This window comes from Pseudomonas sp. SWRI81, assembly GCF_014268545.1.
Lineage (GTDB): Bacteria > Pseudomonadota > Gammaproteobacteria > Pseudomonadales > Pseudomonadaceae > Aquipseudomonas > Aquipseudomonas hamedanensis.
This window is the reverse complement of the sequence record NZ_JABWQS010000056.1, coordinates 1-19,465: the sequence shown is the minus strand read 5'-3', so window position 1 is coordinate 19,465 and position 19,465 is coordinate 1. Positions and strand designations below refer to the sequence as shown.

The 19,465-nt window shown below is 60.3% G+C and carries 15 protein-coding genes; 7 read left to right on the top strand and 8 right to left on the bottom strand.

What is annotated here, in order from left to right:
• Window positions 1-256 precede the first annotated feature (256 nt).
• From HU765_RS24445 to cobA, 6 genes are all read left to right on the top strand, one after another.
• Window positions 257-1,468 carry a nitrate/nitrite transporter gene (locus HU765_RS24445; RefSeq protein ID WP_186623472.1) on the top strand — a complete coding sequence of 404 codons (1,212 nt, stop codon included), beginning with the start codon at window positions 257-259 and terminating at the stop codon, window positions 1,466-1,468.
• A gap of 7 nt (window positions 1,469-1,475) precedes the next feature.
• On the top strand, window positions 1,476-3,146 hold the full coding sequence (locus tag HU765_RS24440) for a bifunctional protein-serine/threonine kinase/phosphatase (protein ID WP_186623471.1): 1,671 nt from the start codon (window positions 1,476-1,478) through the stop codon (window positions 3,144-3,146).
• A 403-nt stretch (window positions 3,147-3,549) separates the two neighbouring features.
• Complete coding sequence (nirB, locus tag HU765_RS24435) at window positions 3,550-6,003, top strand: nitrite reductase large subunit NirB (RefSeq protein ID WP_186623469.1); 2,454 nt, start codon at window positions 3,550-3,552, stop codon at window positions 6,001-6,003.
• Entirely contained in the window at window positions 6,000-6,317 is a 318-nt protein-coding gene (gene nirD, locus HU765_RS24430; protein ID WP_186551569.1) for a nitrite reductase small subunit NirD, read from the top strand. Before nirB ends, nirD begins: the two co-directional genes overlap by 4 nt.
• Window positions 6,317-9,028 (top strand): nitrate reductase, encoded by a 2,712-nt coding sequence (locus HU765_RS24425; protein ID WP_186623468.1) that lies wholly within the window; start codon window positions 6,317-6,319, stop codon window positions 9,026-9,028. Before nirD ends, HU765_RS24425 begins: the two co-directional genes overlap by 1 nt.
• Before the next feature lie 13 nt (window positions 9,029-9,041).
• Window positions 9,042-9,812 carry a uroporphyrinogen-III C-methyltransferase gene (gene cobA, locus HU765_RS24420; RefSeq protein WP_186623467.1) on the top strand — a complete coding sequence of 257 codons (771 nt, stop codon included), beginning with the start codon at window positions 9,042-9,044 and terminating at the stop codon, window positions 9,810-9,812.
• Window positions 9,813-9,881: 69 nt separating this feature from the next.
• On the opposite strand, the gene HU765_RS24415 is transcribed toward cobA, so the two are convergent.
• The 8 genes from HU765_RS24415 to ppsA all read right to left on the bottom strand — a co-directional run bounded on the left by HU765_RS24415 (window position 9,882) and on the right by ppsA (window position 18,170).
• On the bottom strand, window positions 9,882-10,916 hold the full coding sequence (locus HU765_RS24415) for an OmpA family protein (protein WP_126361745.1): 1,035 nt from the start codon (window positions 10,914-10,916) through the stop codon (window positions 9,882-9,884).
• Window positions 10,917-11,023: 107 nt separating this feature from the next.
• Window positions 11,024-11,614, bottom strand: a complete 591-nt coding sequence (gene sigX / locus HU765_RS24410; protein WP_016773832.1) for an RNA polymerase sigma factor SigX — start codon at window positions 11,612-11,614, stop codon at window positions 11,024-11,026.
• A 90-nt stretch (window positions 11,615-11,704) separates the two neighbouring features.
• Window positions 11,705-12,529 carry a mechanosensitive ion channel domain-containing protein gene (locus tag HU765_RS24405; protein ID WP_095138641.1) on the bottom strand — a complete coding sequence of 275 codons (825 nt, stop codon included), beginning with the start codon at window positions 12,527-12,529 and terminating at the stop codon, window positions 11,705-11,707.
• Window positions 12,530-12,531: 2 nt separating this feature from the next.
• Window positions 12,532-12,780: a hypothetical protein gene (locus tag HU765_RS24400; protein ID WP_008076827.1), complete on the bottom strand. Its 249-nt coding sequence runs from the start codon at window positions 12,778-12,780 to the stop codon at window positions 12,532-12,534.
• 63 nt (window positions 12,781-12,843) lie between these two features.
• Window positions 12,844-13,839, bottom strand: a complete 996-nt coding sequence (locus tag HU765_RS24395; protein WP_186551572.1) for a zinc transporter ZntB — start codon at window positions 13,837-13,839, stop codon at window positions 12,844-12,846.
• A 21-nt stretch (window positions 13,840-13,860) separates the two neighbouring features.
• Complete coding sequence (gene rraA / locus HU765_RS24390) at window positions 13,861-14,352, bottom strand: ribonuclease E activity regulator RraA (protein WP_186551573.1); 492 nt, start codon at window positions 14,350-14,352, stop codon at window positions 13,861-13,863.
• A 221-nt stretch (window positions 14,353-14,573) separates the two neighbouring features.
• Window positions 14,574-15,563: an alpha/beta fold hydrolase gene (locus HU765_RS24385; RefSeq protein WP_186623466.1), complete on the bottom strand. Its 990-nt coding sequence runs from the start codon at window positions 15,561-15,563 to the stop codon at window positions 14,574-14,576.
• A 231-nt stretch (window positions 15,564-15,794) separates the two neighbouring features.
• The gene (gene ppsA, locus HU765_RS24380; protein ID WP_186551575.1) at window positions 15,795-18,170 is read right to left on the bottom strand and encodes a phosphoenolpyruvate synthase; all 2,376 of its coding nucleotides are present in this window, start codon (window positions 18,168-18,170) and stop codon (window positions 15,795-15,797) included.
• A gap of 174 nt (window positions 18,171-18,344) precedes the next feature.
• Here ppsA and HU765_RS24375 point away from each other — a divergent pair, with 174 nt between their 5' ends.
• The gene (locus HU765_RS24375) at window positions 18,345-19,163 is read left to right on the top strand and encodes a pyruvate, water dikinase regulatory protein (protein ID WP_016773826.1); all 819 of its coding nucleotides are present in this window, start codon (window positions 18,345-18,347) and stop codon (window positions 19,161-19,163) included.
• Window positions 19,164-19,465: the final 302 nt, after the last annotated feature.

Below are 19,465 nucleotides of genomic sequence, written 5' to 3'. Positions count from 1 at the left end.
AGCGAGCCTGCTCGAGAAGGGCCGCGCCTCGGTCCGGAACTGTTGGCACAGATCTGGCTAAGCATTCAGTACAGGTAACCAACGGCGGTTGCCCCACCTACGACAAAGACGTCGCTCACCCCGTTCGCCCTTCGGCGAATCAGGTAGCGGCGTTTTTGCGTTTTGGCCCCACAGACCGGGGCCGGTGGTGCGGCCGTGCGGCGCTCCACCTGCTGTACATGACTCCTTTCGAGACTCTTTTCAGCCGAGGTGCGCGATGAATTCAAGCTTCTGGAAATCCGGCCATACCCCGACCCTGTTCGCGGCCTTCCTGTATTTCGACCTGAGCTTCATGGTCTGGTACCTGCTCGGCCCGCTGGCGGTGCAGATTGCCGCCGATTTGCACCTGACCACGCAACAGCGCGGCCTCGTCGTCGCCACGCCGATCCTGGCCGGTGCGGTGTTGCGCTTCGCCATGGGCATGCTGGCCGATCGCTTGTCGCCGAAGACGGCCGGACTGATCGGCCAGGTCATCGTCATTTGCGCGCTGTTCGGCGCGTGGAAGCTTGGCATCCACAGTTATGAACAGGCGCTGATCCTCGGTCTGTTCCTCGGCATGGCCGGCGCCTCGTTCGCCGTAGCCCTGCCGCTGGCCTCGCAGTGGTATCCGCCAGAACATCAGGGCAAAGCCATGGGCATTGCCGGTGCGGGCAACTCCGGCACCGTTTTCGCCGCGCTGCTCGCCCCGGTGATTGCCGCCGCGTTCGGCTGGAGCAACGTGTTCGGTTTCGCTCTGATCCCGCTGATCCTGACCTTGGTGCTATTTGCGTGGCTGGCGAAAAACGCCCCACAGCGGCCGAAACCGAAAGCCATGGCCGACTACTTCAAGGCCCTTGGTGATCGTGACAGCTGGTGGTTCATGTTTTTCTACAGCGTCACCTTCGGTGGCTTCATCGGTCTGGCCAGCGCCCTGCCCGGCTACTTCAACGACCAATACGGCCTGAGCCCGGTGACCGCCGGCTACTACACGGCGGCCTGCGTGTTCGGCGGCAGCCTGATGCGGCCGTTGGGTGGCGCACTGGCGGATCGCTTCGGCGGCATTCGCACGCTGCTGGCGATGTACACCGTGGCGGCCACCTGCATCGCGGCCGTGGGCTTCAACCTGCCAAGTTCCTACGCGGCGCTGGCACTGTTCGTCTGCACCATGCTCGGTCTGGGCGCCGGTAATGGCGCGGTGTTCCAGTTGGTGCCCCAGCGCTTTCGTCTGGAAATCGGCGTGATGACCGGGCTGATCGGCATGGCCGGCGGGATCGGTGGTTTCGCCTTGGCCGCCGGCATGGGCGCGATCAAGCAAAGCACCGGCAGTTATCAGCTCGCCCTGTGGTTGTTCGCCAGCCTGGGCATCCTCGCCTGGTTTGGTCTGCACGGGGTGAAACGCCGCTGGAGAACCACCTGGGGTTCGGCGGCGGTCACGGCGGCACGGGTCTGAGGCTTCAATGGCCCTGCAATTGAGCTTTGCCGAAGCCAGCGCCACCGGCCCGCGTGCGGAAAACCAGGACGCTTTGCGTTCGGTGACACCGGCGCCGGCGCTGGCCGCGAGCAAGGGTTATCTGTTCGCCATCGCCGATGGCGTCAGTCAATGTGCCGATGGCGGCCTCGCCGCGCGCTCGACCTTGCAGGCCCTGGCACTGGACTATTACGCCACCCCGGAAACCTGGAGCGTGGCCCAGGCACTGGATCGCCTGTTGCTCGCGCAGAACCGCTGGCTGCAGGCCAATGGCGGTGGTCAGCCGTTGCTCACCACCGTCAGCGCGCTGGTCATGCGCGGCCGGCGGTTCACCCTCGCCCATGTCGGCGACTGCCGGGTCTATCGCTGGCACGCCGACAGCCTGCAACGGATCTCCGAGGATCACGTCTGGGAGCAACCGGGCATGCAGCATGTGCTCAAACGGGCGCTGGGGCTGGATCAACATCTGGTGCTGGACTTTCTCGACGGCGAGCTGCGTGACGGCGAGCGTTTTGTGCTGCTGAGCGACGGCGTGTGGTCGACCCTGGGCGATACCGCGATCGCCGCGATCTTGCGCGATCAGCCCGATCTGCACAGCGCCGCCCGCACCTTGATCAACGCCGCGCATCTGGCCGGAAGTCAGGACAATGCCAGTGCCTTGCTCGTTCGGGTCGATCATGTCGGCGAGGCGAACCTTGGCGATGCGCTGATTCATTTGCAGCAATGGCCCTTGCCGCCAGCGCTGAAACCCGGCCAGGCTTTTGAAGGCTGGCAAGTGCAGGGCATCGCCGCGCAGAGTCAGCAATCGCTGTTGTATCGGGTCACGGACGGACAGGGCCTGCCATGGCTGCTGAAAACCCTGCCCTCGCGTTCAAGCGCTGATGCTCAGGCCGGGCAAGCGCTGCTGTCTGAGGAATGGTTTCTCAAACGCGTGGCCGGCCGCCACTTTCCTGAAGTCCATGCCTGCCATCAGCGTCAGCATTTGTACTACGTGATGCGTGAATATTCCGGCATCACTCTGGCGCAGCGCTTCCAGCAGAGCGGCCCGTTGCCGATGGCGCAGTGGCAGGACATCGCCGAACGGCTGTTACGTGCGCTCGGGTTGCTGCATCGGCGGCAGATTTTTCATCGCGATATCAAACCGGAAAACCTGTTATTGGCCGATGACGGCGAGTTGCGGGTGCTGGATTTCGGCCTGGCGTATTGCCCGGGGTTGTCCGAAGACACGCCGTCAACGCTGCCCGGAACGCCAAGCTTTATCGCCCCGGAAGCGTTTCGCGGGGATCCGCCGAGTGCGCAACAGGATTTGTATGCGGTCGGCATCACCCTCTATTACCTGCTGACCGGGCACTTTCCCTACGGTGAGATCGAAGCGTTCCAGCGCCCCCGATTTGGCGTGCCTGTCAGCGCCAGTCGCTATCGGCCGGACTTGCCGGAATGGCTGGCGCAGAGTCTTGAGCGCGGCGTGGCCGCTGACCCGCAACAACGGTTCGAAACGGCCGAAGAGTGGTTGCTGGTACTGGAACAGGGCGAGCGGCGCAGTTTGAGTGTGCGGCCCCGGCCTTTATTGGAGCGGGAGCCGTTGAAGGTCTGGCGGACCATGGCTTTGGTGGCCTTGCTTGGGAATGTTGTGCTGCTGGTGTTGTTGTTTCACAGCTGAGACCGAAGTGCGGCTATCGCGAGCAGGCTCACTCCTACAATTTGAAATGCGTTCCCCTGTAGGAGTGAGCCTGCTCGCGATGAGGCCAGGCCTGACCCCACAGGAATTAACGCGCCACGAACGAGCAACACGCCTCGATTCGGTGCAAAAAAACCACCCACCCCATCCCCAGGCCCAATAAACCCGCCCTCATCCAAGTTGGCACAACCACTGCATTACTCTTATCACCATACATAAAAGCCCAACCTTCAACGATGAAGGCTGCGCTTCCCGAGAGAACGGGACCAGGACAAAGGCGTCCTCGCTAGGCAACTAGCGGGACGCCTTTTTTTGTTGGCGCAAAATTTGTCGAGCAAGGCCCGACGGCCCACCAGAGGCCAGCCGCAGCTCCCCGGAGAACCTGATGAAAAAACTCAAACTGGTGATGATCGGCAATGGCATGGCCGGGGTCCGCACCCTGGAAGAATTGCTCAAGCTGAGCGACGAGCTCTACGACATCACGGTCTTCGGTGCCGAACCGCACACCAACTACAACCGCATCCTGCTGTCGCCGGTGCTGGCCGGCGAGCAAACCTTCGAAGAGATCGTGCTCAACGACCTCGACTGGTACCTGGAAAACAACATCAAGTTGCTGCTCAACCGCAAAGTGGTGGAGATCGACCGGGTCAAGCGCCGGGTGATCGCCGAGGACGGCACCGAAGCCGAATACGACCGGCTGCTGATCGCGACCGGCTCGACGCCGTTCATCCTGCCGATCCCCGGCAACACCTTGCAGGGCGTGATCGGATACCGCGACATCGCCGACACCCAGGCGATGATCGACACCGCAAAAACCCATAAACATGCCGTGGTCATCGGCGGCGGCCTGCTCGGCCTTGAAGCGGCCAATGGTCTGATGCTGCGCGGCATGCACGTCACCGTCGTGCACCTTGGTGAATGGCTGCTCGAGCGTCAGCTGGACAAAACCAGCGGCCAGTTGCTGCAAAGCGCCCTTGAGTCCCGCGGCCTGCACTTTCGCCTGTGCGAACAGACCCAGGCCCTGCACGACGCCGGCAATGGCCGGGTCGGCTCGGTGCAATTCAAGAACGGCGACATCATTCCCGCCGACCTGGTGGTGATGGCGGCCGGTATCCGCCCCAACACCGAACTCGCGGAAAAGGCCGGCATCCCGTGCAATCGCGGGATTCTGGTCAACGACACCCTGCAAACCTACGACCCGCGCATCTACGCGATCGGCGAATGCGCCAGCCATCGCGGCATCGCCTATGGCCTGGTCGCACCGCTGTTCGAACAGGCCAAGGTTTGCGCCAACCACCTCGCCCAGCTTGGCTTCGCCCGTTATCAGGGGTCGGTGACCTCGACCAAGCTGAAAGTCACCGGCATCGATCTGTTTTCTGCCGGCGATTTCATGGGCGGTGAAGGCACCGAGACCATCACCCTCTCCGACCCGATCGGCGGCGTGTACAAAAAACTGGTGATCAAGGATGACGTACTGGTCGGCGCCTGTCTGTACGGCGATACGGCAGATGGCGGTTGGTATTTCCGCCAGATTCGTGAGAACCACGCCATCGGCGAGATCCGCGATCATCTGATGTTCGGTGAAAACGCCTTGGGTGACGTAGGACATCAGGGCCAGGACAAAGCCATGGTCATGGCCGACAGCGCCGAAGTCTGCGGCTGCAACGGCGTGTGCAAAGGCACCATCGTCAAAGCGATTCAGGAACACGGCCTGTTCAGCGTCGATGAAGTGAAAAAACACACCAAGGCCGCCAGCTCCTGCGGCTCCTGCGCCGGGCTGGTCGAGCAGATCCTGATCAACACCGTGGGCGGCGCGGCTGACGTCAAACCGAAAAGCGAAAAAGCCATCTGCGGTTGCAGCGACCTCAACCACGGGCAAATCCGCCAGGCCATCCGCGAACAGCACCTGCTGACCATCGCCGGCACCATGAGCTACCTCAACTGGCGCACGCCAAATGGCTGTGCGACGTGCCGCCCGGCTCTCAACTATTACCTGATTTCCACCTGGCCAGGCGAGGCCAAGGACGACCCGCAATCGCGTCTGATCAACGAACGCGCCCACGCCAACATCCAGAAGGACGGCACGTACTCGGTAGTGCCACGCATGTGGGGCGGCGTGACCAATCCATCGGAACTGCGGCGGATTGCCGACGTGGCGGACAAGTACAACGTGCCGATGGTCAAGGTCACCGGCGGGCAGCGCATCGATTTGCTGGGGATCAAAAAGCAAGACTTGCCAGGTGTCTGGAAAGACCTCGACATGCCGTCCGGCCACGCCTACGGCAAATCCATCCGCACGGTAAAAACCTGCGTTGGCAGCGAGTTCTGCCGCTTCGGCACGCAGAACTCGACGCAACTGGGCATCGAACTCGAACACGATCTGTTCAACATGTGGTCGCCGCACAAAGTGAAGCTTGCAGTGTCCGGTTGCCCACGCAACTGCTCGGAAGCGGGCATCAAGGATGTGGGAATTATCGGCGTCGACTCTGGCTGGGAGATGTACATCGGCGGTAACGGCGGGATCAAGACCGAAGTCGCCGAGTTCTTCGTCAAGTTGAAAACCGCCGAGGAGGTTCGCGAGTACAACGGCGCTTTCCTGCAGCTGTACCGCGAAGAAGCCTTCTATCTGGAGCGCACCGTGCACTACCTGCAACGGGTTGGCATGGAGCACATCAAGAAGAACGTGCTGGAGGACGCCGAGCGGCGCAAAGCCTTGAACGAGCGCCTGCAATTCTCCCTGTCATTCGAACAGGACCCGTGGAAAGAACGTCTGGCGCAGCCGCAGCTGAAAAAAGAATTCGACGTGATCCCTGTGAAAAATCTGGAGGTGCCGGCATGAACTGGCTCGATATCTGTGCCCTGGAAGAGATCAATGCCCTCGGTTCGCGGATCATCGCCGGCCCCAAAGGCGACATCGCGATTTTTCGTACAAGCGACGACGAGGTTTTCGCCCTCGACGACCGCTGCCCACATAAGGGCGGGCCGCTGTCCCAAGGCCTGATCTACGGCAAGCGTGTGGCCTGCCCGCTGCACAATTGGCAGATCGACCTCGAGTCGGGCGAAGCTCAGGCGCCGGATGTCGGTTGCGCCCATCACCATCCGGCACGGGTGGAGAACGGCCGGGTGCAATTGGCCCTGCGGGACGCCATCTGATGAACCGCCAGACGACCGCCTCGACCTGCTGTTACTGCGGAGTCGGCTGCGGCGTGCTGATCGAGCATGACGGCGAGCGCATCCTCGGCGTCAGCGGCGATCCGGCGCACCCGGCCAACTTCGGCAAACTGTGCAGCAAAGGCTCGACGCTGCACTTGACCGGCGACCTCGCCGCCCGTGCCTTGTACCCGGAACTGCGTCTGGGCAAAGGCCTGGCGCGCAGCCGCACTGACTGGGACACCGCGCTGGAGCACGCCGCCAATGTGTTCGCCGCGACCATCGCCGAACACGGTCCGGACAGCGTGGCGTTCTACATCTCCGGGCAATTGCTCACCGAGGACTACTACGCGTTCAACAAGCTTGCGCGGGCACTGGTAGGCACCAACAACATCGACAGCAACTCGCGGCTGTGCATGTCTTCAGCGGTGGTTGGCTACAAGCGCAGCCTCGGCGCCGATGCACCACCGTGCAGCTACGAGGATCTGGAACTCAGTGACTGCGTGATGATCGTCGGCAGTAACATGGCCTACGCCCACCCGGTACTCTTTCGCCGGCTGGAAGAAGCAAAATCCCGTCGTCCGCAGATGAAAGTCATCGTTATCGACCCTCGTCGTACCGACACCTGCGATCTGGCTGACCTGCATCTGGCGATTCTTCCGGGCACCGATGTCGCTTTGTTCCATGGGATTTTGCACCTGCTGCTGTGGGAAGACTGGGTCGATCGCGATTTCATCAACGCGCATACCGAAGGCCTCGCCGCGCTGAAAACGCTGGTCCGCGATTACACCCCGCAGATGGTTTCGCAACTGTGCGGCATCAGCATCGAACAGTTGCAGCAATGCGCGGAATGGGTCGGCACATCGCCAAGCTTTCTGTCGCTGTGGTGCATGGGCCTGAACCAGTCCACGGCTGGCAGCGCGAAAAACAGCGCACTGATCAATCTGCATCTGGCTACCGGGCAAATCGGTCGTCCGGGTGCAGGACCTTTCTCGCTGACCGGTCAGCCGAACGCCATGGGTGGGCGGGAAACCGGTAGTTTGTCGAACTTGCTGCCCGGCCATCGTGACGCCGCAAACCCTGAGCACCGCGCCGAGGTGGCGGCGTATTGGGGCGTGGCAAGCTTGCCGGAAGCGCCTGGCCTGAGTGCAATCGAATTGTTCGAGCAGGTGCGCAGCGGCAAGATCAAGGCGCTGTGGATTGCCTGTACCAACCCCGCACAGTCAATGCCGGATCAAAGCGCAGTACGCGCAGCGCTTGAGGCCTGCCCGTTTGTGGTGTTGCAGGAAGCTTTTCGCACCACCGAAACCGCTGCGTTTGCCGACCTGCTCTTGCCCGCCACCAGTTGGGGCGAGAAGGAAGGCTCGGTGACCAATTCCGAGCGACGCATTTCCCACGTACGCAAAGCCGTTGTCGCTCCGGGCGAAGCACGGCCGGACTGGGCGATCACGGTAGATTTCGCACAGCGTCTGGAGAAACGTCTGCGGCCGCTGCAAGCAAGCCTGTTCAGCTTTGATCAGCCTTCGCAATTGTTCGATGAATTCAAACTGCTGACCCGCGGGCGTGATCTGGATTTGTCCGGGATCAGCCACGCACTGATCGACGAGATCGGGCCGCAGCAGTGGCCCTTCCCGGCTGGCGCCCGCCAGGGCACGGCGCGCTTGTACAGCGACGGAATTTTTCCTACGGGCAATGGCCGCGCGCAGTTCATTGCCGATCCCTACCGCGCCGCCAAAGAGCAGCGCGATGCGCGCTTCCCGCTGACCTTGCTCACCGGCCGCCTGCGTGACCAGTGGCACGGCATGAGCCGTACTGGCACCGCCGCGCAATTGTTCGGCCATGTCAGCGAAGCGGTCTTGAGCCTGCACCCGGACGAGATGCGCCGGCATCGCTTGCAACCCGGGGATCTGGTCAATCTGAAAAGCCGCCGCGGCGCGGTGATTGTCGCGGTTGGCAGCGATGACAGCGTGCGTCCGGGGCAAGCGTTTCTGCCGATGCACTGGGGCGATCGTTTCCTCAAGGGCGGCGTCAACAGCCTGACCTTGCCGGCCTTCGATCCGTTGTCCAAACAACCAGAACTCAAGCACAGCGGCGTCCGTCTGGAACCGGTGAACCTGCCGTGGCAACTGTTTGCCTTGATCGAGGGCGATGTCCAACGGCACCTGGAGACTCTACGACCGCTCTGTGAGGCATTTTCCTACGTCAGTATCAGCCTTGTAGGACGTGAACGTCCGGCATTGCTGATACGCGCTGCCAGCACCGTCGCGCCGGATCCACGGCTGCTTGGCGAGATCGATCAGTGCCTGGCGCTGCTAGAGGGTCCGGTTCTGGCCTACGACGACCCGCGTCGTGCCATCGGTAAACGCGTGCGCATCGAAAACGGCCGAATCACAGCGATTCGCCTCGCCGGCGAAACCCTTGCGCAACATTGGCTGCAAAGCCTGTGGCTCGAAGGTCGTGCAGACGAACAACTGCGGCGCTGGCTGCTGGCCCCGATGAGCGCACCACCGGGCGGTGCCGGGGCCATCGCGACTGACAAGACGTTGTGCAATTGCGAAAACGTCAGCCTGAACGCAGTCTGCGCGGGCATTCGCCAGGGCATGGACTTGCAGGCCCTGAAAACCAATCTCCGATGCGGTACGCAATGCGGTTCCTGCGTGCCGGAAATCAAGCGTCTGCTGGCTGACGAAACGCGGCCGGTCGCGGTCATTTAATGAGGACAACACCATGAATGCGAAAGTCTGGCTGGTGGGCGCAGGCCCTGGCGATCCCGAGCTGCTGACGCTCAAGGCCGTGCGCGCATTGCGTGAGGCAGATGTGGTGATGATCGATGATCTGGTCAATGACGCGGTGCTGGAGCATTGCCCCACGGCGCGGGTCATTCCTGTTGGCAAGCGTGGCGGCTGCCGTTCGACGCCACAGGCATTCATTCACCGGCTGATGTTGCGTTACGCCCGTCACGGCAAGTGCGTGGTGCGGCTCAAGGGCGGCGATCCGTGCATCTTCGGCCGCGGCGGTGAAGAGGCGCAATGGCTGCGCGAGCGCGGGGTCGAGGTAGAGTTGGTTAACGGCATTACTGCCGGACTGGCCGGGGCAACGCAATGCGATATTCCGTTGACGCTGCGCGGTGTCGCCCGTGGCGTGACGCTGGTCACTGCCCACACGCAGGACGACAGCCAGCTGAATTGGCAGGCTCTGGCCCAAGGCGGGACGACGCTGGTGGTTTACATGGGCGTGGCCAAGCTGGGCGAGATTCGCGATCAGCTGTTGGCGGGCGGCATGGCGGCGGATACGCCGGTGGCGATGATTGAAAACGCCTCGTTGCCGCATCAGCGCGAATGTCGCAGTGATTTGATGGCGATGGCTGAGGATGCGTGTGCGTTTGAATTGAAGAGCCCGGCGATTCTGGTGATTGGCGCTGTGGCTGCTGCTGTTGAAGAGCAAAAGATCGCAGCCTGCGGCAGCTCCAACACTGCGCAAGGCCTGCAAGCGCTTTAGATCCCAGAGCCAAATCGCAGACAAAGAAAAGCCCGGCCTAAGCCGGGCTTTTCTCAGAGCGGCAGCTAATTACTTAGCTTGAGCTTCAACCTGCGCTTCTACGCGACGGTTTACAGCGCGGCCAGCGTCAGTTTTGTTGTCAGCAACTGGGCGGGATTCGCCGTAGCCAACAGACTGAACGCGGGACGATTCAACACCGTACTGGTTGGTCAGAACTTGCTTGACGGCGTTTGCACGACGCTCGGACAGTTTCTGGTTGTAAGCGTCAGGACCGACGGAGTCAGTGTGACCTTCAACAGTAGTGGTGGTGGATGGGTACTGCTTCATGAAGTCAGCCAGGTTCTTGATGTCGCCGTAGCTGTTAGGCTTGACTACCGACTTGTCGAAGTCGAATTTCACGTCCAGCTCAACACGAACAACTTCAGCAACTGCTGGGCAGCCATCAGCGTCAACGGTTACGTTGGCTGGGGTGTCCGGGCACTTGTCAACGTTGTCGCAAACGCCATCGTTGTCGCTGTCGGAGCAGACTTCAGCTGGTGCTGGAACTGGAGCAGCAGCAGGCTTGGAGCCGCCACCGAAGTTCACACCGATACCGACGCTAGGAGCCCACTCGGTGTCGCCCTGGTCGATGTTGTATTGAGCTTCAACGCCAGCACGGGCGTAGAAGTTCTCGGTGAAGTACAGCTTGGCACCGCCGCCAACGTTGGCGAAGGTGGAACGGTTACGACCGTTCGAGCCGTTCTGGTCGATGCTCTGGTCGGAGAAACCGGCCGAGACGTATGGACGCAGCATGTCGCCTGGGTTGTTGAAGTGGTACAGAGCGTCCAGAGCGGTGTTAGCGCCTTTGACGTTCTTGCCATCGTCGGCACGTACGTTGTGAACTTCGTCGTAGCCCAGACGCAGTTCTACGTCATCGGTCAGGAAGTAACCGATCGAACCGCCGAACAGGTTGCCGTTGTTCTTGAAGTTACGAGCGCTGTCGAATTGTTCTTTCTTAGCGAAGCCTTCGATTTCAACTGCGCCTTGGCCTTGTGCCAGAGCGCCGAACGAAGTGGCGGCAATCAGAGAACCAATGGCCAAGCCCAAGGTGTTTTTCAGTTTCATCCGTTAAATCCCCATCTGGTGATTGTGAAGCAGTCCCGCAAACCGGGGGACAACTCGGCGGCAAGTCTATCAGAACTTGCCTACACGTAAGAGATATTTGCGCTGAACTAAGTTTCAGCAATGCCTGCAAATTTCTCACGCAATTTATCTAGAGCACGTTTGTAACGCATTTTTGTCGCACTCAAACCCATGTGCATGATGTCTGCGATCTCCTGAAATTCCAGCTCTGCGACAAATCGTAGCACCAGAATTTCGCGGTCGATCGGATTCACATACACCAGCCAGCGATCAAGCCCACCCTTCTCCTCCGGCTTCGGCGCCTTTTCCTCAGACGCTTCTTCAAGAGGGTCCAGGCTGAGAGCGTCCATCAAGCGACGCTTACGCCGTTCCTTCCGATACTGCGTGATGCATTCGTTGTAAGTGATGCTGTACAGCCAGGTTTTGAACTTCGATTTCCCCTCGAAGTTCTTCAGGCCATACAGCACCTTCAGCATCACTTCCTGACAGACATCGTCTGCGTCGCGATCGTTCCCAAGATATCTCGCGCAGACGTTAAATAATGTTCGCTGGTAACGCCGCATCAACTCTTCATAGGCGCGCGTTACGTGAAACAGCTCGGTATGCGAGCGCGCGACCAACTCCTCATCAGAGAGCTCGCGGGGGTCGTAGCGCGTAGATAGCGGTTGGGCTTTATTCAAAACAAGTCGTGCCGACAGTCAGGTCAATGTCCGCCACAACCAGCCTCAGCTGGCATTTTGCGGCGGCATACATTAGCAGGGTTTGCCGGATTAGCGGCTACTCACATGCTGTTCCAGCAGGATCCGATTGGAAAGAGAGACTAGCTCACCTTCATCGGTCAGCACGGTGGTTTTAACCGTACCGATTTCCTCGATCTGGCCTTCGACCTCGCCTACACGCACTTGTTGCCCAACCTGATACAGCTCACGCACATAGATTCCCGCAAGAATCTGACCGGCAATTTCCCGGCTTCCCAACCCCATGGCCAGCGCAACTGCCAGACCAACGGTAATCAATACAATGACAATCACATGGTTCAGCAGGTCAGTCTTGACTTCCAGCTGACTGATGGCGACCGAGATGCTGATGATGATTACCAGCCCCTGGGCAATCCGCCCCAGCCCGGAAGCGTAGTCCAGGCCTACGCCTTCTGCCGCCCCGCGCACCAGCCCGTTGGCCAGTTGCGCGAGCAAAACCCCTACCAGCAACACCAGCGCGGCGCCGAATACTTTCGGCAAATACAACGCCAGCATGTCCAGCGTAGCTGAAACTCGCTCAAGGCCAAGGGATTCTGCCGCAGAAACCAGGAAAATCAGCAGAACGAACCAATAAACGATTTTGCCGATCAGTGTCGAGATCGGCACTTGCAGCCCGGCGCGCGACATCAGCTTGGTCAGTCCGGTGCCGCCCATCAGGCGATCGAGGCCCAGTTTGGCGAGCAGTTTGGACAACAAGGTGTCGAGCAGTTTGGCCACGACGAAACCCAACAGCAGCACGACCAGTGCGCCGAACAGGTTCGGGATGAAATTAGCGACTTTGGTCCACAACGCAGTCATTGCAGTGACGAGGCTCTGGGTCCAGAGATCAAGTTCCATATTCAATCAGCCTTATCAGCAGTGCGAGCGGTAGGTTTACGCAGACGGGAAACCGGCGAGACATGAGCCGATCCGTTATTCAGGGCGATCATCAGCGCGGGCAGCCAGCGGCCCAGCAGGCTGAACAGATCACCGGCGCCGACCTGGCGGTTGGCGGTTTTAAGAACGCGGCCCAGGCAGGCATCGTCGTCGCGGCTGGACGGCGAAGCGTTGAGCATGTCGCGCAAAGACTGTTCAAACGGATCGTGCATACGCACCTCTCGTGATGTCTGTGAAAGACGCGGGCAAATTTGCTCGGGTCACATGCGCCATGTTCACACCCAGCGCAAACGGCGAAACAACCACCACTGGCCCAAGGCCAGGGCAAGCACCGTGGAGCAGGCGATCAGGAAACCGTAAGGGCTGCTGGCGAACGGAATCCCGCCGACGTTGATGCCCAGCAGACCGGTGATGAAACTCATCGGCAAAAAGATGCAGGTGATGATGCCGAAGCGGTACATCGTGCGATTCATACGCACGCTCAAGCGTCGGTCTTCGGCCTCAAGCACAAGCCCCACGCGCTCTCGGGTCAATTCCAGCTCTTCCAGATAACGGGTCAGGCTGTTGTTCAGTTCGTTCCAGTAGTCGGCATCGTCTTCAACAAACCAGGGCAGTTTTATCCGCGTCAGTTGTCCGAAAATATCCCGCTGCGGTGCAAGAAAACGTTTCAGTCCGGCGGCCCGGCGGCGGATGTGCAAAATGGCTCCATGTTCCGGAGTATACCGTTCGTCGGCATCGAGTTTTTCTTCCTCTTCATCGACCACTTCCGACAGGCAAGCGACCAGATCCTGAACCTTGTTGGTGAGAAACTGCGCCAGGTACAGCATCAATTCGGAAGAGGTTTTCGGGCCTTTGCCCTCACTCAGAATCGCCAGCAATTCATCGGTGGCGCGCAGCGGACGCAAACGCAGGGAAATCACCCGTTGGGCGGACGCAAAAATCCGCACCGAGACCATGTCTTCCGGCTCGGCCCCCGGATTGAGGTTGACGCCACGCAGAAACAGCAGCAGCTCGGCGTCCGGCAACGGCAGCAGCCGCGGTCGAGTGTTTTCTTCCAGCAGCAGGTCGCAAGTGAATTCGTTGAGCCCGCTGGATTTACGCAGCCAGGTCTGGGTCTGCGGATGACTGCGATCCCAATGCAGCCACAGGCTTTCATGAGCCTGCAACTGCAAGTCGTCGAGTTCAGTCCGGGCTATCGAACGCGCACCGCCTTTACCGTCCAGCACCAGGGCGTGCACCAGCCCCCACTGCGCGTTTTCTTCCTCGAACATCCGCATCCCTTTATCGAAAGCTTATTCAGGCATTTTCAGCGGGCTCGGCGAGACGATCACGCCGTTGTTGTCCGCATAAACGTAGTGGCCCGGGTGGAAGGTGACACCCGCGAACGTCACGGCAACGTTAAGGTCACCGATGCCGCGCTTGTCGGTCTTCATCGGGTGGCTGGCCAGCGCCTGCACGCCAAGATCGGTCTGGGCGATGACGTCGACGTCACGGATGCAGCCGTAGATCACCATCCCCTCCCAGCCGTTTTTTGCAGCCTTCTCGGCAATCATGTCGCCGAGCAGCGCGCGGCGCAGGGAACCTCCGCCATCAACGACCAGCACCTTGCCTTTGCCGTTGAGCTCGGCCTGAGCCTTGACCAGCGAGTTGTCCTCGAAGCATTTGACGGTCACGATCTCGCCACCGAACGAGTCACGACCGCCGAAATTGCTGAACATCGGTTCCAGCACCTGCACCAGTTCCGGATAGGCGTCGCACAGGTCAGGCGTAAGGTAATGTTCCATCGAAAAACTCCTGTAGCAGGGGATCAAGGATGCCGCATTCTGATGAGACGAGTTCCGGCGGTCGCTGTTTACCTTAGTTCATGCCATGGTCGCTGAGCGAACCTGAACAAACGCTGAAACGTAATCGCTAAACAGCCACGAAATATGACCAGAACCGCACAACGCGTCATATCTTAGCCGCAACCCCCGCTGAACGGAACGCCCTTTTCAGCCCTGCCGGTTCATCCCGCAGCCGCCAGATCCGCCTTCCGCGCCAGCAACGGCGTCTGCTGATCGTTCAACCAGCGCGCCACCAGCGGCCACACTTCAGCCTGCGCCGCTTTGCTGACCAGCATCTCGACATGACCGAAATTATCCGAGAAGCCCTGCTCGCGGCCCAGGTTGATGAATTGCTTGTGCTCGGAACCTATCTGATCGAACAGCTTGCGGCAGGCCCAGACCGGGTCCTGGTGATCCCCCGCTGCGCTCACCGCAAGCACCGGGACCTGCACATCCGCCAGACCCGCCCACCAATCCTTGTCCTTGTCGCCAAACCGGCCGAACAAGCCGTACCAGCGCATGCTTTCGATGGCCAGGCCGATCGGCTCGTCTTCCGGACCGCGTTTGAGCCGGGAGCCGGACAACTGTGCAAAACGCTTGAGAATGAAGCGTCCGCCCCACTCCACCGGTGGAATTTTCAGCGGCCAGTACGTGCGGCTGACCTGGGTGCCGAAAAACGCCGCCGAGGCCACCGCCGGCTCGCCGAGATATTCACCGCCGAGCGCGGCTGCCAGGGTGATGCCGCCCAGAGAATGGCCGATCCAGTGCGGGATCTGCCCGCTTTGCTCGCGGACGAACGCAGCGATCGCCGGCAAATCGTAACGGGCGTAGTCGGCGACGCAGTTGTGCCGATAGTCCTCGTTGCGTTGCGACAAGCCATGGCCGCGCATTTCCGCAATCCACACATCGAAGCCCAGCCGCGCCAGATACGCGCCCAAACCCAGGCCTTTGGGTGAAAACCAGAAGCGCCGATTGGAAAAACTGCCGTGCAGCAGAATCACCGGCACGCCACGTGGCACCGCCTCATCGGCCATGCCCAGGCGGGTCACCGCGATCTCGACGGACCAGTCACGGCTGTTGCCGGGTTTCAATCGATAGACGTCTTCGCTCAGATCGCCGCGCCGCTCGGCGCTGATCAGGGCGACAGGAAAGAGGTTGCTGCTGCTTTGCATAATGCTCTTGCACAAAAAAGGGCGGCATCCAATGGAGCCCGCCCTACTTCAATCTCAAGGCCCCTTCCCCCTGTAGGAGTGAGCCTGCTCGCGATGAGGCCGTGTCAGTCGACATCTATGTTGAATGACATTCCGCGATGGCGGTGTGTCATTCGAATCAATGTTGACTGTCATGACGCTATCGCGAGCAGGCTCACTCCTACAGCAGGAAGCGGCCCGTTCACATGTTGATCAAGCCTGCGCCTGACCTTCGGCAAGGAAGAACCAGGTTTCCAGCACGGTGTCCGGGTTCAGCGACACGCTTTCGATGCCCTGCTCCATCAACCAACGGGCCAGATCCGGGTGATCGGAAGGGCCCTGACCACAGATACCGATGTACTTGCCGGCCTTGTTGCACGCCTGAATCGCGTTCGACAGCAACTTCTTGACCGCTGGATTACGTTCGTCGAACAAGTGCGCGATGATCCCGGAATCGCGATCCAGACCCAGCGTCAGTTGAGTCAGGTCGTTGGAGCCGATCGAGAAACCGTCGAAGAATTCGAGAAATTCTTCCGCCAGAATCGCGTTGGATGGCAGTTCGCACATCATGATCACGCGCAGACCGTTGTCGCCACGGGCCAGGCCGTTCTCGGCAAGCAGATCGACCACCTGACTGGCTTCGCCCAGGGTACGGACGAACGGCACCATGATTTCGACGTTGGTCAGGCCCATCTCGTTGCGCACACGTTTCAGCGCACGGCATTCGAGTTCAAAGCAGTCGCGGAACGATTCGCTGATGTAACGCGAAGCGCCACGGAAGCCCAGCATCGGGTTTTCTTCTTCCGGCTCGTACAGCTTGCCGCCGATCAGGTTGGCGTATTCGTTGGACTTGAAGTCCGACAGACGCACGATGACCTTCTTCGGTGCGAACGCTGCAGCGAGGGTGCTGATGCCTTCGACCAGTTTCTCGACGTAGAAACCAACCGGATCGTCGTAACCGGCGATGCGCTTGTCGACGCTTTCCTTGATCTCCGGCGGCAGACCGTCGTAGTTCAACAGCGCCTTGGGGTGCACGCCGATCATGCGGTTGATGATGAACTCGAGACGGGCCAGGCCCACACCGGCGTTCGGCAGTTGTGCGAAGTCGAAGGCGCGGTCCGGGTTGCCGACGTTCATCATGATTTTGAACGGCAGCTCCGGCATGGCGTCGACCGAGTTTTTCTTGATGTCGAAGCCCAGTTCGCCTTCGAAGATGTAACCGGTGTCACCTTCGGCGCAGGACACGGTCACGCCCTGGCCGTCCTTGAGCAGTTGGGTGGCGTTGCCGCAACCGACCACCGCCGGAATGCCCAGCTCGCGAGCGATGATCGCCGCGTGGCAGGTACGCCCGCCACGGTTGGTAACGATGGCGCTGGCGCGCTTCATGACCGGTTCCCAATCCGGGTCGGTCATGTCGGAGACCAGTACGTCGCCCGGCTGGACTTTGTCCATCTCGGAGACGTCCTTGATGATGCGTACTTTGCCGGCGCCGATGCGCTGGCCAATCGCACGGCCTTCCACCAGCACGGTGCCGGTTTCTTTCAGCAGGTAACGTTCCATGACGTTGGCCTGGGTGCGGCTTTTCACGGTTTCCGGACGCGCCTGCACAATGTACAGCTTGCCGTCGTCACCATCTTTGGCCCACTCGATGTCCATCGGGCAGCCATAGTGCTTCTCGATGATCATCGCCTGTTTGGCCAGCTCGCTGACTTCGGCGTCGGTCAGGCAGAAACGCGCGCGTTCGGCCTTGTCGACCTCGACGGTCTTGACCGAACGACCGGCCTTGGCCTCGTCGCCGTAGATCATCTTGATCGCTTTGCTGCCCAGGTTGCGGCGCAGGATCGCCGGACGACCGGCTTCCAGCGTGCCTTTGTGGACGTAGAACTCATCCGGGTTGACCGCGCCTTGAACCACGGTTTCACCCAGGCCGTAAGCGCCGGTGATAAACACCACATCACGGAAACCCGATTCGGTATCGAGGGTGAACATGACGCCGGCGGTGCCGGTTTCCGAACGCACCATGCGCTGCACGCCGGCCGACAGGGCGACCAGTTTGTGGTCGAAGCCCTGGTGCACGCGGTAGGAAATGGCGCGATCGTTGAACAGCGAGGCGAACACCTCTTTGGCGGCGCGGATCACGTTGTCCACGCCACGGATGTTCAGGAAGGTTTCCTGCTGACCGGCGAACGAAGCGTCCGGCAGGTCTTCGGCGGTGGCGGAGGAACGCACGGCCACGGCCACGTCAGGGTTGCCAGCCGACAGCGCGGCGAACGCGGTGCGGATCTCGGCGTTGAGTTTTTCCGGGAATTCGGCGTCCATGATCCATTGGCGGATCTGCGCGCCGGTCTTGGCCAGGGCATTGACGTCGTCGACGTCGAGCGCGTCGAGGGCCTTGTGGATCTGCTCGTTCAGGCCGCTCAGTTCGAGGAAATCACGATAGGCCTGAGCCGTCGTGGCGAAGCCGCCGGGGACCGAAACACCGGCGCCTGCCAGGTTACTGATCATCTCGCCCAGGGATGCGTTCTTGCCCCCCACATGCTCAACATCGTGTTTGCCGAGCTTATCGAGGGAAACTACGTACTCTACCAAGGTGATCTCTCCACTAACTGTGTTGGAAAAGCTCAGAAACCGGCGGCCCGGGGGAGCCTCGGCCGGTTGTATGGCCTGGACCTGGAAAATAAGTGAGAATGCGGGCCAATGGCGACCGGCAAATCGCGCCTATCATATCCAAGAGTGTCAATTAACTTAAGGCCCAAGGTGCAAATGAAACGATCTGCTTTCTTCATCTCCGATGGCACCGGCATTACCGCCGAAACCCTGGGTCAAAGCCTCTTGGCGCAGTTCGAAAACATTACCTTCAGCAAGTTCACGCGTCCGTACATCGACAGCGTGGAAAAAGCGCGAGCCATGGTACAACAAATCAACAAAGCCGCTGAAACCGACGGCTTTCGTCCGATCATCTTCGACACCATCGTCAATCAGGACATTCGTGAGATTCTCGCAACGTCCAATGGTTTCATGATCGACATTTTCTCGACCTTTCTCGCGCCGCTCGAACAGGAGCTGACCGAGCATTCGTCCTACACCGTCGGCAAGTCGCACTCCATCGGGCACAACTCCAATTACATGGAGCGCATCGAGGCGGTGAACTTCGCCCTCGACAACGATGACGGCGCACGCACCCACTATTACGACAAAGCCGATCTGATACTAGTAGGCGTGTCGCGATGCGGCAAAACCCCGACGTGTCTGTACATGGCGATGCAGTTCGGCATCCGCGCGGCCAACTATCCGCTGACCGAAGACGACATGGAACGCCTGACCCTGCCCACCGCCCTGCGCGCCCACCAGCACAAGCTGTTCGGCCTGACCATCGACCCGGACCGCCTCACCGCGATCCGCAACGAGCGCAAGCCCAACAGCCGTTATTCGAGCTACGCCCAGTGCGAATTCGAAGTGCGCGAAGTGGAAAATCTGTTCCGTCGCGAGAACATCCCGCACATCAACTCGACGCATTTCTCCGTGGAAGAGATCTCGGCGAAGATCCTTGTCGAGAAAGGCGTCGAGCGGCGGTTCAAGTAGTTACTCATAGCCTGATCTGGCGCCTTCGCGAGCAGGCTCGCTCCCACAGGGTTTTGTGGTGAATGCAAAAGTTGCAGACACACCCGAAACCTGTGAGAGCGGCGGTTCAAGTAGTTCTGCATTGCCTGGCCTGGCGCCTTCGCGAGCAGGCTCGCTCCTACAGGGTTTTGGGGTGAAGGCAAAATTTGCAGGCATACCCGAAGCCTGTGGGAGCGGCTGTTCAAATAGTTCTGCATTGCCTGGCCTGGCGCCTTCGCGAGCAGGCTCGCTCCCACAGGGTTTTGTGGTGAATGCAAAATTTG

Bases quoted from the DNA above. Each gene is read 5' to 3' on its own strand.
- HU765_RS24445 (WP_186623472.1), top strand. From the start codon at position 257: ATGAATTCAAGCTTCTGGAAATCCGGCCATACCCCGACCCTGTTCGCG.
- HU765_RS24440 (WP_186623471.1), top strand. From the start codon at position 1,476: ATGGCCCTGCAATTGAGCTTTGCCGAAGCCAGCGCCACCGGCCCGCGT.
- nirB (WP_186623469.1), top strand. From the start codon at position 3,550: ATGAAAAAACTCAAACTGGTGATGATCGGCAATGGCATGGCCGGGGTC.
- nirD (WP_186551569.1), top strand. From the start codon at position 6,000: ATGAACTGGCTCGATATCTGTGCCCTGGAAGAGATCAATGCCCTCGGT.
- HU765_RS24425 (WP_186623468.1), top strand. From the start codon at position 6,317: ATGAACCGCCAGACGACCGCCTCGACCTGCTGTTACTGCGGAGTCGGC.
- cobA (WP_186623467.1), top strand. From the start codon at position 9,042: ATGAATGCGAAAGTCTGGCTGGTGGGCGCAGGCCCTGGCGATCCCGAG.
- HU765_RS24415 (WP_126361745.1), bottom strand. From the start codon at position 10,916: ATGAAACTGAAAAACACCTTGGGCTTGGCCATTGGTTCTCTGATTGCC.
- HU765_RS24405 (WP_095138641.1), bottom strand. From the start codon at position 12,529: ATGGAACTTGATCTCTGGACCCAGAGCCTCGTCACTGCAATGACTGCG.
- HU765_RS24400 (WP_008076827.1), bottom strand. From the start codon at position 12,780: ATGCACGATCCGTTTGAACAGTCTTTGCGCGACATGCTCAACGCTTCG.
- HU765_RS24395 (WP_186551572.1), bottom strand. From the start codon at position 13,839: ATGTTCGAGGAAGAAAACGCGCAGTGGGGGCTGGTGCACGCCCTGGTG.
- rraA (WP_186551573.1), bottom strand. From the start codon at position 14,352: ATGGAACATTACCTTACGCCTGACCTGTGCGACGCCTATCCGGAACTG.
- HU765_RS24385 (WP_186623466.1), bottom strand. From the start codon at position 15,563: ATGCAAAGCAGCAGCAACCTCTTTCCTGTCGCCCTGATCAGCGCCGAG.
- HU765_RS24375 (WP_016773826.1), top strand. From the start codon at position 18,345: ATGAAACGATCTGCTTTCTTCATCTCCGATGGCACCGGCATTACCGCC.